The 14245-nt window shown below is 68.5% G+C and carries 13 protein-coding genes; 9 read left to right on the forward strand and 4 right to left on the reverse strand.

The features are described from left to right. Positions 1–104: 104 nt before the first annotated feature. Positions 105–560, reverse strand: coding sequence for a metallopeptidase family protein (locus ACFFRH_RS07400; RefSeq protein WP_362837517.1), 456 nt, complete (start codon positions 558–560; stop codon positions 105–107). A 304-nt stretch (positions 561–864) separates the two neighbouring features. On the opposite strand from ACFFRH_RS07400, the gene ACFFRH_RS07405 reads away from it, so the two are divergent. Genes ACFFRH_RS07405 through ACFFRH_RS07425 form a run of 5 tightly spaced genes read left to right on the forward strand, consistent with a single transcriptional unit; the run spans position 865 to position 4895 of the window. Further along, entirely contained in the window at positions 865–1233 is a 369-nt protein-coding gene (locus ACFFRH_RS07405) for a DUF3499 domain-containing protein (protein WP_329090499.1), read from the forward strand. Positions 1234–1281: 48 nt separating this feature from the next. Next, a complete protein-coding gene (locus tag ACFFRH_RS07410) occupies positions 1282–2637 on the forward strand; it encodes a phosphomannomutase/phosphoglucomutase (protein WP_386155218.1) in 1356 nt (451 codons plus the stop codon). A gap of 4 nt (positions 2638–2641) precedes the next feature. After that, entirely contained in the window at positions 2642–2815 is a 174-nt protein-coding gene (locus ACFFRH_RS07415; RefSeq protein ID WP_012888128.1) for a Trm112 family protein, read from the forward strand. Continuing rightward, a complete protein-coding gene (locus ACFFRH_RS07420; RefSeq protein ID WP_344748666.1) occupies positions 2812–3918 on the forward strand; it encodes an SIS domain-containing protein in 1107 nt (368 codons plus the stop codon). The genes ACFFRH_RS07415 and ACFFRH_RS07420 overlap by 4 nt, the downstream gene beginning before the upstream one ends. A gap of 47 nt (positions 3919–3965) precedes the next feature. After that, positions 3966–4895 carry a cation diffusion facilitator family transporter gene (locus ACFFRH_RS07425; RefSeq protein WP_344748665.1) on the forward strand — a complete coding sequence of 310 codons (930 nt, stop codon included), beginning with the start codon at positions 3966–3968 and terminating at the stop codon, positions 4893–4895. Positions 4896–5091: 196 nt separating this feature from the next. Here ACFFRH_RS07425 and ACFFRH_RS07430 read toward each other — a convergent pair whose 3' ends face one another. Further along, positions 5092–5433: a MerR family DNA-binding transcriptional regulator gene (locus ACFFRH_RS07430; RefSeq protein ID WP_344748664.1), complete on the reverse strand. Its 342-nt coding sequence runs from the start codon at positions 5431–5433 to the stop codon at positions 5092–5094. Between the two features lie 221 nt (positions 5434–5654). Between ACFFRH_RS07430 and ahcY the strand changes: the two genes are divergently transcribed. Together ahcY and ACFFRH_RS07440 are read left to right on the forward strand one after the other, a co-directional pair. Next, entirely contained in the window at positions 5655–7082 is a 1428-nt protein-coding gene (ahcY, locus tag ACFFRH_RS07435; protein WP_344748663.1) for an adenosylhomocysteinase, read from the forward strand. Positions 7083–7168: 86 nt separating this feature from the next. Then, positions 7169–8419, forward strand: coding sequence for an adenosylhomocysteinase (locus ACFFRH_RS07440; protein ID WP_344748662.1), 1251 nt, complete (start codon positions 7169–7171; stop codon positions 8417–8419). Between the two features lie 54 nt (positions 8420–8473). Here ACFFRH_RS07440 and ACFFRH_RS07445 read toward each other — a convergent pair whose 3' ends face one another. Next, positions 8474–9559 (reverse strand): M14 family metallopeptidase, encoded by a 1086-nt coding sequence (locus tag ACFFRH_RS07445; protein ID WP_344748661.1) that lies wholly within the window; start codon positions 9557–9559, stop codon positions 8474–8476. 488 nt (positions 9560–10047) lie between these two features. After that, positions 10048–10707 (reverse strand): DUF305 domain-containing protein, encoded by a 660-nt coding sequence (locus ACFFRH_RS07450; protein WP_386155223.1) that lies wholly within the window; start codon positions 10705–10707, stop codon positions 10048–10050. A gap of 415 nt (positions 10708–11122) precedes the next feature. Here ACFFRH_RS07450 and ACFFRH_RS07455 point away from each other — a divergent pair, with 415 nt between their 5' ends. Continuing rightward, positions 11123–12535, forward strand: a complete 1413-nt coding sequence (locus ACFFRH_RS07455; RefSeq protein ID WP_344748659.1) for an LVIVD repeat-containing protein — start codon at positions 11123–11125, stop codon at positions 12533–12535. Between the two features lie 232 nt (positions 12536–12767). Continuing rightward, positions 12768–14159, forward strand: coding sequence for an LVIVD repeat-containing protein (locus ACFFRH_RS07460; protein ID WP_386155226.1), 1392 nt, complete (start codon positions 12768–12770; stop codon positions 14157–14159). Positions 14160–14245: the final 86 nt, after the last annotated feature.

Genomic DNA, 14245 nt, shown 5'->3' on the forward strand with positions numbered 1-14245 from the left:
GGCCGGGGCGGTCACTCTGGGACGTGGCGGGCCGGGAGCGGCCCTCTCGGGAGGCGCTCTCGGGAGGCGACGGGTCGGGGGCGGTCGCGTCGGGAGGCGGCGGGTCAGTCGTGGTCGTCGAAGCCGGGGTCGACCGACTCGGGGGAGAGGCCGAACAGGCCCGCGACCTGCTCCACCACCGCCTCGTGCACCATCGCGCCCAGGTGGTCGCGGTCGCGTGCCCTGCTCTCCAGGGGGCGACGGTAGATGATCACGACGGCCGGGCGGTTTCCCGCGGCGGGCTCCGACCGCCCGAACGGGATGGGCTCACCGGTCAGCAGCCCGGGGCCGTCGCCCAGCTCGCTGATCGGCGGGACCTCCTCGACCGCGAACTCCACGGCCGACAGTTGCTTGGCCCATCGGGGCTTGAGCCGGTCGACGGCGTCGAGGACGAGATCGTCGAACCGCTCGCTGCGGGCCTTGGCGATCGGCACGTGCGAGGGCGCCAGCGGGCCGCGCAGGCCGCGACCGTGCCTGTCGCGCCTGCGGGGAGAACGGGGTCTGCCGGGTGCCGGGCTCACGGCCCCAGCTTAGACGTGACCCGGACGGGGGCGGGAGGTGCCGCCGGGCGGAACGAGGGGCGAGGCCGAGGCGTGAGACGGCGGGTGCCTGGACGGGAGGAGGAGCCGTGACCGGAGCGCGGACGGGGGGAGCCGTGACGGCGGGTACGGGGGTGAGGGCAGATGCCACCGGGAGGCGTGTGGACAGGGGGCGTAAGCCGTACAGGCGGGTGGAAGCCGGGACACGTGTCCGAATTGTGGCGACACGCTCGTTAAGAGCGCTCAGATAGTGGCGCCCCGGACGCTTACCGGATACGGTCCCACCGTGAGCCCCGTCCGCCGCTGTTCCCGCACCGCGTGCAGTCAGCCTGCCGTTTTCACGCTCACGTACGTCTACGCCGATTCGACCGCTGTTCTCGGGCCCTTGGCGACGTACGCCGAGCCGCACTGTTACGACCTGTGTGCCGAGCACGCCGAGCGGCTCACCGCCCCCAGAGGCTGGGAGGTGGTCCGCCTGCCGACCGACGGCGCCCCGCCGAGCACCGACGACCTGGAGGCCCTCGCCAACGCGGTCCGCGAGGCGGCCAGACCCGCGCCGAGCGGTGGTACCGAGCCCGTCGGCCAGGGGGTCGAGGTCGGCCGCCGAGGTCATCTGCGAGTGCTGCGCTCCGCTCAGCCCCAGCGCGACCGCTGACCCTACTAGGCTGGGGGTCACGAACACGACGCAAAGGGTGGAGCTGGAGTGGGCGACCTCGCCAAGATCTTCAAGGCGTACGACGTTCGTGGCGTCGTGCCGGACGAGTTCGACGAGGAGACAGCCGAGGCGGTCGGCGCGGCCTTCGTCGAGGTGACCGGGGCCGAGACCGCCGTCGTGGCGCACGACATGCGCGAGTCGTCGGTGCCGCTGGCCGCCGCCTTCACCCGGGGGGCGACCTCGCGCGGGGCCGACGTGATCAACGCGGGCCTGGGCTCCACGGACCTGCTCTACTACGCGAGCGGCAGCCTCGGCCTGCCCGGGGTGATGTTCACCGCCAGCCACAACCCGGCCCGCTACAACGGCATGAAGATGTGCAGGGCGGGCGCCGTGCCGATCGGCGGCGCCACCGGGCTCGTCGAGATCCGCGACCGGGCCGCCGCGATCCTGGCCTCGGGCATCCTCGGCGGCGAGGGCGGCGGGACGGTCTCCGAGCGCGACCTGCTGCGCGGCTACGCCGACCACCTGCGCACCCTGGTCGACCTGTCCGGCATCCGGCCGCTGCGGGTCGTGGTCGACGCGGGCAACGGGATGGGCGGGCACACGGTCCCGACGGTGTTCGAGGGGCTGCCGATCGAGCTGACCGCCCTGTACTTCGAGCTCGACGGCACCTTCCCCAACCACGAGGCCAACCCCATCGAGCCCGACAACCTGCGCGACCTGCAGAAGGCGGTGCTCGACGTGGGCGCCGACATCGGGCTCGCCTTCGACGGCGACGCCGACCGCTGCTGGGTGGTCGACGAGCGCGGCGAGTCCGTCTCCCCGTCCACGATCACCGCGCTGGTCGCGGTCCGCGAGCTGGGCAGGCATCCCGGGGCCGCGATCATCCACAACCTGATCACCTCCAGGGGCGTCCCGGAGATCGTCGCCGAGCACGGCGGCCGCCCGGTCCGCACCCGCGTGGGCCACTCGTTCATCAAGGCCGAGATGGCCGGGACCGGCGCGGTCTTCGGCGGCGAGCACTCCGCTCACTACTACTTCAAGGACTTCTGGTTCGCCGACTCCGGCATGCTGGCCGCGCTGCACGTGCTGGCCGCGCTGGGGGAGCAGGAGAAGCCGCTTTCGGACATTCTTCTCGAATACACTCGTTACGCGGCCTCCGGGGAGATCAACAGCACGGTCGCCGACCAGGACGCGGCGACGGAGCGGGTCCGGGAGGTCTTCGCGGCCCGCGACGGCGTCACCTTCGACGAGCTGGACGGCCTGACCGTCTCCGGTCCCGGATGGTGGTTCAACCTTCGTCCGTCCAACACAGAGCCGCTGCTCAGGCTGAACGCCGAGGCGGCCGACGAGATTCAGATGGCAGCGATCAGGGACGAGGTCCTTGCTGTCGTGAGGAGCTGAACGAGTGAAGATCGACGACTGGCTGCTGGAGATCCTGGCCTGTCCCAACTGCAAGTCCCCCCTGCGAGCCGAGCCCGAGGTGGACGAGCTTTCCTGCACCTCCGCCTCGTGCGGCCTGGTCTACCCGGTCCGGGACGACATCCCGGTCCTGCTGGTCGACGAGGCCCGGAAGTCGTGAACTGGGAGCCCGATCGGCTCGACGACCAGAAACGGCTGACCGAGGGCGACCCGGCGGGCATGCTGCGGGCGGTGGCCGACTCGGCCGCGCAGGTCCGCACCTCCCGCAGAGCCGCCCTGGAGTCGGGCCTGTCCTCGCTCGCCAGGGACGGACGGCCTCGGGCGGTCGTGGTGGCCGGCGTGGGCGGTTCGGGCATCGCCGGTGACATCCTCAACGTGGTGTGCGGCCACGGCGCCCCGCTGCCGATCGTGACCGTCAGGTCCTACCGGCTGCCCGGCTGGGTCGGCGCGACCGATCTGGTGATCGCGGTGTCGCGCTCCGGCAGGACCGAGGAGACGCTCGCGGTGGCCGCCGAGGCCGTCCGCCGGGGCTGCCGCCTGCTCGCCGTCGGCGGGCCCGACTCGCCGCTCCACGCGATTGCCAGGCAGGCGGGAGCGCCGTTCGTGCCCGTCGGGGGCGGCGGGCAGGCGCGCGCCGCGGTCTGGGCGCTGTCGGTCCCGCTGGTCGTCGCCGCCGCCGAGCTCGGGCTGGTGGAGGTCGGCGAGACGGTGTTCGAGGAGGTGGCCAAGCGCCTTGAGGACCTCGCCCACCGCTGCCGCCCGGCGAGCGAGTCGTTCATCAACCCGGGCAAGTCGCTCGCCATGGAGCTCGCCGAGACCGTGCCGATGATCTGGGGCTCCTCCCCGCTGGCGGCCGTCGCGGCCCGCCGGTGGGCCGGACAGCTCAACACGAACGGCAAGTATCCGGCGATGTGGGGGGAGCTCCCCGAGGCAGGCCACGACCAGGTGGCCACCCTCGACGGCCCGCTCGCCCAGCGCGACATCTTCGCCGACGAGAGCGGCAGGTCCCTGCGGCTGTTCGTGCTGCGCGACGTGGAGGAGCACCCCCGGGTCGTACGGCAGCGGGAGGTGTCGGTGCGGCTCGCGGAGGATCGCGGCGTCCCGGTCACGCAGATCGCCGCCGAGGGGGCGCACCCGCTGGAGCGGCTCGCCACGCTGATCGCGCTCGGGGATTTCGCGAGTACGTACCTCGCTCTCGGGTACGGGGTCGACCCGGCCACTGTGTCGGCCATCACAGAACTCAAGGCAAGGGTTTCGCAATAGGATCCTTGTCTCGTCTTTCCTGACTAACGAGCTGAGCGGAGGCTGCCGTGAGCGCGGGCGGCGGTACTAAGGCAATCATCGCGGCGTTGGCGGCCAACCTGGCGATCGCCGTGGCCAAATTCGTGGCGTTTCTCTTCACGGGTTCGTCGTCGATGATCGCCGAGTCGGTCCACTCGGTGGCCGACTCGGGCAACCAGGCGCTGCTGCTCCTGGGAGGCAAGCGCGCGCAGCGGGCACGCACGCCCCAGCACCCCTTCGGGTACGGCCGGGAGCGTTACTTCTACGCGTTCGTGGTGGCGGTGGTGCTGTTCACCATCGGCGCGGTGTTCTCGCTCTACGAGGGCTGGCACAAGATCCACGCCCCTGAGCCGCTCACGACCCCGGCGTGGGCCTTCGGCGTGCTGATCTTCGCGATCGTCGCCGAGGGGTTCTCGTTCAGGACGGCGATCATCGAGTCCAACCACGTCCGGGGAAACCAGTCGTGGGTGCAGTTCATCCGCCGCTCCAAGTCGCCCGAGCTGCCGGTCATCGTCCTTGAGGACCTGGGCGCGCTGCTCGGCCTGATCTTCGCGCTCTTCGGCGTGACCATGGCCGTGGTGACCGGCAACCCCGTCTGGGACGGCATCGGCACCCTCATGATCGGCGCCCTGCTCGCGGTGATCGCGGTGATCCTGGCGATCGAGACCAAGTCGCTGCTGATCGGCGAGGGCGCGGGCCCCGAGGTCGAGACCCGCATCGCGGACGCCCTGAAGAGCGCGCCCGAGGTGAGCCGGGTCATCCACATGCGCACGCTCCACCTGGGTCCCGAGGAGATCCTGGTCGCCGCCAAGATCGCGGTGGACCACGACGACACGGCCGCCGAGGTGGCCCGTGGCATCGACGAGGCCGAGCAGCGCATCCGCGCGGCCGTCCCCGAGGCCCGCGTCATCTACCTTGAGCCCGACCTCGACAGGAGCAGCGTCAACGGCGCCGTCTGAGCGTCACCGCCTGTCCGCACCCCAGGGTGGGAATCCCGGCTCGGACGCGGGACCCCGGCGCACATCGCCGGGGTCCCGCGTTTTTTTCGGACCATGGGGTGATCGAGCGGGTGGGACGCGGGGGTCGTGGAGCGGGCCGAGCACTCCGCGAGAGCGGGGTCGCCGGCCGGGGCGTCCCGCCTTCGGTGCCTTTCGATCACCCCTGAGTACGGCGTTGGAGCAGGCGCAGCGCCTTCTCCTTCTCGAAGTCCAGTGCCCTGCGGGGGGCCTGGAGGCGGCCGATCCGCAGCCCCAGGTCCCGTACGGCCTGCGCGACCGCGGGCTCGCTCAGTGTCCGCAGCGCGAAGGCGAGCTCGGCGGGGGAGACGTCGAACCGCTTCTCCAGCTCGACGCTCTGGGCGACGGCCGAGAGCTCGTCGGGGCCGAACCGCCGGTGCGCGCCCTGGTGCCTGACCGGGGGGAGCAGCCCGAGCGCCTCGCGGTAGCGAAGCATCCGGGGAGACATGCCCAGCTTTCCGGCGGCCTCGGTGATCCGCATCGGTGACCTCTTTCCAGCGGTTTTGCGAGAAACCTTACATTCTTGTGTCAGGTTACCCGTTCAAAAGGTGCGCGGAGGCGTTCCAGCCGCCTAAACTCGCATGCGTCGACTGTTCCGATGGAACGGCGAGCCCGGCCTTGGAGCGAAGCACGATCGCGAGACGAGCGCGACGGGCGAGGGTGTGAGGCGAACGCCGCCATCAACCAGAGGGGTAACCACACATGGACTTCAAGGTCGCCGACCTTTCTCTTGCGGCCTTCGGGCGCAGGGAGATCCAGCTCGCCGAGCACGAGATGCCGGGCCTGATGGCCGTCCGCAAGGAGTACGCCGCGGCCCAGCCGCTGGCCGGCGCGAAGATCATGGGCTCGCTGCACATGACCATCCAGACCGCCGTGCTCATCGAGACCCTGGTCGCGCTCGGCGCGGAGGTTCGCTGGGTGAGCTGCAACATCTTCTCCACCCAGGACCACGCCGCCGCCGCCGTGGTCGTCGGCCCGGAGGGCACCCCGGAGAACCCCCAGGGCGTCCCGGTCTTCGCCTGGAAGGGCGAGACCCTGGAGGAGTACTGGTGGTGCACCGAGCAGGCCCTGACGTGGCCCGGTGCCGACGGTCCCAACATGATCCTCGACGACGGCGGCGACGCCACCATGCTCGTCCACAAGGGCAGCGAGTACGAGAAGGCCGGCGCCGTGCCCAGCACCGGTGAGAACGACCCCGAGGAGTGGGGCGTCGTCCTCGACCTGCTCCGCCGCACGGTCACCGACGAGGGCCGCTGGACCCGGGTCGCCTCGCAGATCAAGGGCGTCACCGAGGAGACCACCACCGGCGTGCACCGCCTGTACGAGATGTTCAAGACCGGCACGCTGCTCTTCCCGGCGATCAACGTCAACGACTCGGTGACCAAGTCCAAGTTCGACAACAAGTACGGCTGCCGCCACTCGGTGATCGACGGCCTCAACCGCGCCACCGACGTGCTGATCGGCGGCAAGGTGGCGCTCGTCGCCGGGTACGGCGACGTCGGCAAGGGCTGCGCCGAGGCCCTCAAGGGCCAGGGCGCCCGCGTCATCGTCACCGAGATCGACCCGATCTGCGCGCTCCAGGCCGCCATGGACGGCTTCCAGGTCACCACCCTGGACGAGGTCGTCGGCCTCGTCGACATCTTCGTCACGACGACCGGCAACTTCGACATCATCACGGCCGACCACATGGCCCGGATGAAGCACAACGCGATCGTGTCCAACATCGGTCACTTCGACAACGAGATCGACATGGCCGGCCTGGCGCGTATCCCGGGCATCGAGAAGACCGAGGTCAAGCCGCAGGTCCACACCTGGCGCTTCCCCGACGGCAAGCAGATCATCGTGCTCGCCGAGGGCCGCCTGATGAACCTGGGCTGCGCCACCGGCCACCCCTCGTTCGTCATGTCCAACTCCTTCACCAACCAGGTGATCGCGCAGATCGAGCTGTTCACCAAGACCGACGACTACCCGATCGGCGTCTACGTGCTGCCCAAGCACCTGGACGAGAAGGTCGCGCGCCTCCACCTCGACGCCCTGGGCGTGAAGCTCACCACGCTCACCAAGGCCCAGGCCGAGTACATCGGCGTCGACGTCGAGGGCCCCTACAAGTCCGACCACTACCGTTACTGACATCCGCGGTCGAGTTTCACCGGGCCCCCGCCGCTTCGCGGGGGCCTTCCGGCGATTTTGGGGTTCGGGCAGACCTGGGGAGAGATGTGGACAGCGCTGAGCGCGCCCTGGTGGCCGCGGGGGAGTTGAGGATCGGATGGGCGGCGCGGGCGATGCCCGTGCTCACCGCCCTTGGCGAGCGGTTCGCCGCGGAGCGGCCCTTCGACGGGCTGCGGATCGCCGCGTGCCTGCACGTCACCGCCGAGACCGCCGTGCTCATGGGCACCCTCAAGGCGGGCGGGGCCGAGATCGCCCTGGCCGCGTCGAACCCCCTGTCCACTCAGGACGACGTCGCCGAGGCGCTCCGCGAGTACGGCGTCGTCGTGCACGCGCGGGCCGGTGTGACCATGGACGCCTACTACCACCACATCCACCAGGCGCTCGACATCGTCCCGGACATCGTCCTGGACGACGGCTGCGACCTTGTCAACATCCTGCACACGGAGCGGACCGAGCTGCTGGAGACGGTCTCCGGCGGGTGCGAGGAGACCACCACCGGGATCATCAGGCTCCGCCAGATGGCCGCGGAGAAGGCCCTCAGGTTCCCCGTGGTGGCGGTCAACGACACGCGGACCAAGCGGATGTTCGACAACCGCTACGGCACCGGTCAGTCGACCATGGACGGGATCATGCGCGCCACGAACACCCTGCTCGCGGGCAAGACCGTGGTGGTCGCCGGGTTCGGCTACTGCGGCCGGGGCGTCGCCGAGCGGGCGAGGGGCCTGGGAGCGCGGGTCGTGGTGACCGAGATCGACCCCGTCAAGGCGCTGGACGCCTCGCTGCAGGGCTACGACGTACGGTCGATGGCGGCGGCGGCCCGCGCCGGGGACGTGTTCGTCACGGTCACCGGCAACCGCGACGTGATCAGGGGCGAGCACCTGGCGGAGATGAAGGACGGCGCGATCCTGGCCAACGCCGGGCACTTCGACGTCGAGATCGACGTCCGCGCCCTGGACGACCTGGCGCACGTCGTCCATCGGGGGGTGCGCCCCAACACCGACGAGTACGTCCTCGCCGACGGCCGCAGGCTCCTGCTGCTCGCCGAGGGCCGCCTGGTGAACCTGACCGCCGCCGAGGGCCATCCGGCCGCCGTCATGGACATGTCCTTCTCCGCGCAGGTGCTCTCGGTGGCGTGGCTGGTCCGCGAGCGGGCGCGGCTGGAGCCGGGGGTCTACGACGTGCCGGGAGAGGTCGACGTGGAGGTGGCGCGGCTCAAGCTGGCCGCGGCCGGGATCGAGATGGACGATCTCACCGCTGACCAGGAGGAATACCTCCACTCGTGGCGGCTCGGTTCCTGACCTCCCTTCCGTCCGTCACAGACGAGATACGCCGCGTGTGCGGAAAATCCCTCGTCATGATGACTTCTCCGGCTTGTCGCCGTACTGGGCGATCAGTTCGCTCGCCTCGCGCAGGATCGCGGCCTGCTGCTCGCGGCGCTTGCGGCGCCGGGAAAGCAGCGTCCGGACGACGAGGAAGGTGAGAACGAGGAGGGCGAGGAAAACGAGTTGCGGCCACGGCAATGCCCAGAGTGAGGTGTCGACCGTGGTCTGCTGGGCGGCGAGGCCCTGGATCGACTCACCCACCCAGATCGCCGTGCCGCGGTGGGTCTGCACCGCGGACAGGATGTGGTCGGAGGCGGACCAGAAGTAGTTCTCGGTACCGAAGTCGACCCGCGGCAGCACCTCGCGTCCGGCGGTCTTGTAGGCGCCGGGAGGCCACATGAAGTAGCCGCCGTAGGAGTGCGTGTTCATCGCGAACTTGATGTTCGGATACTCGTTGGTGAGCCACACCTCGTTGCGGGCCTCCGGCTCCGAGAGCTTGGCGGGGCCGGCGTAGGTGTCGCTGGTGCAGGTCGCCGAGGCGCCGTTGTATCCGTCGGAGAAGGCGCCGACCGAGAAGTTGCGGTTCAGGTCCACCCTCCAGGAGTTGCGGCGCGCGGGGTCGGACGCGTCGTCGGCGCAGTGGTTGGTCATGTTCCTGCGCTGCATGTTGTAGTCGTGCATCGAGTAGTGCGAACCGTCGGGGTTGGTGGTCGGCAGCACGAAGATGTCGAGGTCGTCCAGGAGCTTCCTGGTCTCCCTGTCCTGCGCGTAGTTGCGCAGCAGCCGCTCGGCGGCCTCCAGACAGGTGATCGGGGTGACCCACTCACGAGCGTGCTCCTGGCAGTAGAGGAACACGCCGGTCTTGGAACGGTCCCGGCTCTTGCCGATGTGAAGGACCTTCATCTGGAACGGGTCGCGTGACACGCTCGCCGGCGCCTTGAGGAAGTCGGTGAGCCGTACGTCCGCCGCGGCGGCCACCACGCCCGCGCCCGCGTTGCCGCGGTAGGGGTTCGCCGTCACCAGAGCGGACGCCGCCGGGTCGGCGTTGACGGCGTCGACCACCTGCTTGGCGGTGCTGGTGATCGCGCCGGAGGCGTTCGTGGCCAGGTTGACCACGATGTCCTTGCCGGTGACCGTGACCGAGAGCGGGGAGTCCGCGGTGTCCGGCCTGACGAGCGCGGCGGTGATGTCGTTGCCGCCCTCGCTGCCGTAGCTCCTGGAGTTCAGGTCGCCGATCTTTGATATCGGCCGTCGCCCAAGCGGGGCGAACAGGAAAGAAGGTGGCCTGTAAATTTTTTCTGATGATCAAGTAAAGGGGTTAATCAAATTTTGTTCTGACAAAGTCATGATTTGTCAGTCTAATTGTCGGTACAGGGGATTCGCCGATTCGCCGATTCGTGCCTTTTCCGGATCCGCTCCGTGTTCGTTCCATGCCTGTTCCACGGCCGGAGTCGACCCGGTCAAGGCGCTGGACACCCTGCCGCGGGGCTACGACGTACGGTCGTGGCGACGGCGGTCCGCACCGGGTGCGTGATCAGGGGTGAGCGCCCGGCGGAGGCGAAGGACGGCGCGATCCTCGCGAACCGCCCACGAAGGGGAGCGAGTCAGAGCTCGGCCTGCATCTCCCGCATCCTGCGGATCTCGGCGCTCTGGGTGACCGAGATGTCGTTGGCCAGCTCCTCGACCCGCACGTGTGAGCCGGAGGTCAGGACCTGCTCGGACATCGTGAGCGCGCCCTGATGGTGCGCGATCATGAGCTGGAGGAAGAGCCGGTCGAAGTCCTTGCCCGAGGCGGCCTTGAGCGCGTCCATCTGCTCCGGCGTGGCCATGCCGGGCATGTCGCCGTGCCCGGCATGGTGTTCGGGGACCCGCTGCCCCTGCTGCTGGAGCCAGGTGGTCATGAACTGGATCTCCGGCCCCTGCGCGTCCTTGATGCGGGAGGCGAGGCCCTTGAGCCTGGTGTGCTCGGCCCTGGTCGGGGCGAGGGTGGCCATGTCGAGGGCCTGGCGGTGGTGAACGATCATGTCCTGGAGGTACTTCACGTCGGCCGCGTTCACGGTGGGCGAGGGCACGAGCGTGGCGGCCTCGCCCGGGCCGACGGTCCTGGCGGCTTCACCCGGCCTGCCTGGGACGATCACCGGTGCCGAGGCGGCGGCCTCGGGGATCGCGGGGGCCTCCGGCTCCGAGGTGCACGCGCCGAGAGACAGGACGGCGACCACGGCGATGAGCGCGACGCGCACCCGGCCTCCTTCGTGAGTGTCCATTACCGTCCTTCCGCGGCCTGAGAGCCGGGGATGCCGGCTTCCGGCCCCGGTGGGATCTGTCGATCCGCAGGTCGGGCACGCCTCAAGCTCCACGTGAACATCCACGTGAATCCCCATGTGAACACGGCACGCTCTGTCCCGCCTGTAACGCCACGTCCACCGTGTCCGCCGCGGGAACACCCCAACCCTAACGGGTCGGGCCGACACGAGAAGAGGGGCCCCTACGGGAGGCATGGGATGTTTTGGCCTGCATGTCCAGTGCCGCAAGACCGTAACCCCTCCGAGGGCTGTCCGTAAAGACTACATGTCGGAAACAGTTGCTGACACTGTGACGTCTTGCCTGACCGGCCGCTCAGGGTGAACGATTCAGACATTTATGCACGCTTTATCAGTGCATGCAGCTAGGAGGTACAAAGTGTCCACCCCCCCAAGGAAGGGCCTGACCGGTCGTTTCCTGTTCGTGGCCGGGGTCACCGTCGCCATGGTTCTGGCCGCGGTACCCGCGCAGGCCGCTGACATTCCGGCGCCGGGCGAGATCGCCAAGAGCGGGAACGTCGAGCACGTCACCAACGTGCCCAAGCCGGCCAGCCTGACAGACATCAACACCGACATGGCGTTCCAGGGCGACTACGCCTTCGTCGGCAACTACAGCGGCTTCTCGATCTACGACATCAAGGACCCGAAGAAGACCTCGGTGGTCAGCTCGGTGGTCTGTCCCGGCGGCCAGATGGACCTGTCCGTCCATGGCGACCTGCTCTTCGCCGCGGTCGACTCCTCGCGCAACAACGACTCCTGCAGCAGCGTCGGCCAGAGCGCCGCGATCAAGGAATCGTGGGAGGGTGTCCGGATCTTCGACGTCAGCGACAAGCAGAACCCCAAGTACGTCAAGGCGGTCGAGACCAACTGTGGCTCGCACACCCTGACCCTCGTCCCCGGCAAGGGCAGGGACAAGAAGAACGTCTACGTCTACGTCTCCTCCTACAGCCCGAACGCGTCGTTCCCCGACTGCCAGCCGCCGCACGACAAGATCTCGATCATCAAGGTGCCGGTGAAGAACCCGGAGGCCGCCGAGGTCGTCGCCACGCCGGTTCTGTTCCCGGACGGCGGTAACCCCGGCGAGAGCCTGCCGTACCCCTACCGCACCTCGGCGACGAGCGGCTGCCACGACATCACCGCCTACCCGGAGAAGGACATCGCCGCCGGCGCCTGCATGGGCGAGGGCATCCTGATGGACATCTCCAACCCGGTCGACCCGAAGGTCACCGCCACGGTCCGTGACGACGAGAACTTCGCGTTCTGGCACTCGGCGACGTTCAACAACAAGGGCACCAAGGTCGTCTTCACCGACGAGCTCGGTGGCGGCGGCGCGGCGACCTGCAACGAGGCGATCGGCCCGAACCGCGGCGCCAACGCCTACTACGACCTCCAGGACGGCCAGTTCGCCTTCAAGGGTTACTTCAAGATCCCCCGCCACCAGGACGACACCGAGAACTGTGTCGCGCACAACGGCTCGCTGATCCCGGTCAAGGGCAAGGACATCATGGTCCAGGCCTGGTACCAGGGTGGCATCTCGGTCGTGGACTTCACCGACTCGGCCAACGCGCAGGAGATCGCCTTCTTCGAGCGCGGTCCCGACAGCGCCCACCGGCTCAGCGGTGGCTTCTGGTCGGCGTACTACTACAACGGTCACGTCTACGGCAGCGACTTCAACCTCGGTCTTGACGTTCTGAAGATCAACGACGATCTCCTCGACAAGGCGGGCAAGGTCAAGTTCAAGGACCTGAACCCGCAGACCCAGGACTCCTACCAGCCCGACAAGGGTCACTGACCTTTGACGTGAAGGTCGCCGGGCGCCGGACGGGCGCCCGGCGACCTTCGCTCGTGCCGGAACCCCACGGTGAGCCACAAAAGGAGTAATATAATAAACTTTTCTGGAGTGTAAGTAAAGAGGTTGAATTAAATTTTATTGTGACAAAGTCGCGTGATGTTGACTCGGGCGTCAAGGTGGACGGTTTGCTAATTTATGCATGCCTTATGTCCGCTTCAAGGAGGCACCCGCAGTGTTCGCTCCCCGAAGGATCGTCCGGACGTTGGCGGTGGTGGCCACGGCCGCCGCGATGCTGACGTCCACGGTCTCGGCCCAGGCCGCCGACATTCCTCCCCCCGGTGAGGTCGTCACCAGCCCCAACGTGACGCACGTGGGCACCCTGCCCAAGCTCCCCGGCCTTGAGGCCACCACCAACACCGACATCGCCTTCCAGGGTGACTACGCCTACGTCGGCAACTACGGCGGTTTCTCGATCTACGACATCAGGAACCCGAGGCGTGCCAAGCTCGTCAGCGGCGTGCTGTGCCCCGGCTCGCAGATGGACGTGTCGGTCTACGGAGACCTCCTGTTCGCCGCGGTCGACAACTCCCGCAACGACGACTCCTGCAGCAGTGTCGCCCAGCCCGCCAGCGTCAAGGAGTCGTGGGAAGGGGTTCGGATCTTCGACATCAGCGACAAGAAGAACCCCAAGTACATCAAGTCGGTCGAGACCAACTGCGGCTCCCACACCCTGACACTCGTTCCCGGCAAGTCCAGGGACCGCAAGAACGTCTACCTCTACGTCTCCTCCTACAACCCGAACGCCACGTTCCCCGACTGCCAGCCGCCGCACGACAAGATCTCGGTCATCAAGGTGCCGCTGCGCACCCCGACCGCCGCGGCCGTGGTCAAGACGCCGGTCGTCTTCCCCGACGGCGGCAACGAGACGCAGCCGGGCCTGCTGCTGCCGACCAGCGGCTGCCACGACATCACCGTCTACGCGGAGAAGGACATCGCGGCCGGGGCCTGCATGGGTGACGGCGTCCTGTTCGACATCTCCGACCGGGAGAACCCGGTGATCACCGCGCGGACCACCGACCCGAACTTCGCGTTCTGGCACTCGGCGACGTTCAACAACGAGGGCACCAAGGTCATCTTCACCGACGAGCTCGGCGGCGGCGGCCAGGCCACCTGCAACGAGGCCACCGGCCCGAACCGCGGCGCCAACGCCTACTACGACATCGTCCGCGGCAAGCTCGTCTTCAAGGGCTACTTCAAGATCACTCGCTACCAGGCCGACACCGAGAACTGCGTCGCGCACAACGGCTCGCTGATCCCGGTCAAGGGCAAGGACATCATGGTCCAGGCCTGGTACCAGGGCGGCGTCTCCTTCGTGGACTTCACCGACTCGTCCCACCCGAAGGAGATCGGCTTCTTCGAGCGCGGCCCCGAGCCCGACGGCGGAGGCGGCGGCATCTGGTCCGCGTACTACTACAACGGCTACGTCTACGCCAGCGACTTCCGCAGGGGACTGGACGTCCTCAAGATCGACGACCGTCGCACCGACCCGGCCAAGAGCGTCCGCATGGACCGGCTGAACGTGCAGACCCAGGCCTCCTACGGCGGCCACGGCCACGGCCACTGACGCGTGATCGCCCACGAGGGCGAGCGGTGTTGACGAGGGACCCGTAGCGGTTTCACGGATCTCGTGAGGAGAGGGACGGCGGATCT

It is taken from the genome of Streptosporangium vulgare, from assembly GCF_042428775.1.
Classification (GTDB): Bacteria; Actinomycetota; Actinomycetes; order Streptosporangiales; family Streptosporangiaceae; genus Streptosporangium; species Streptosporangium vulgare.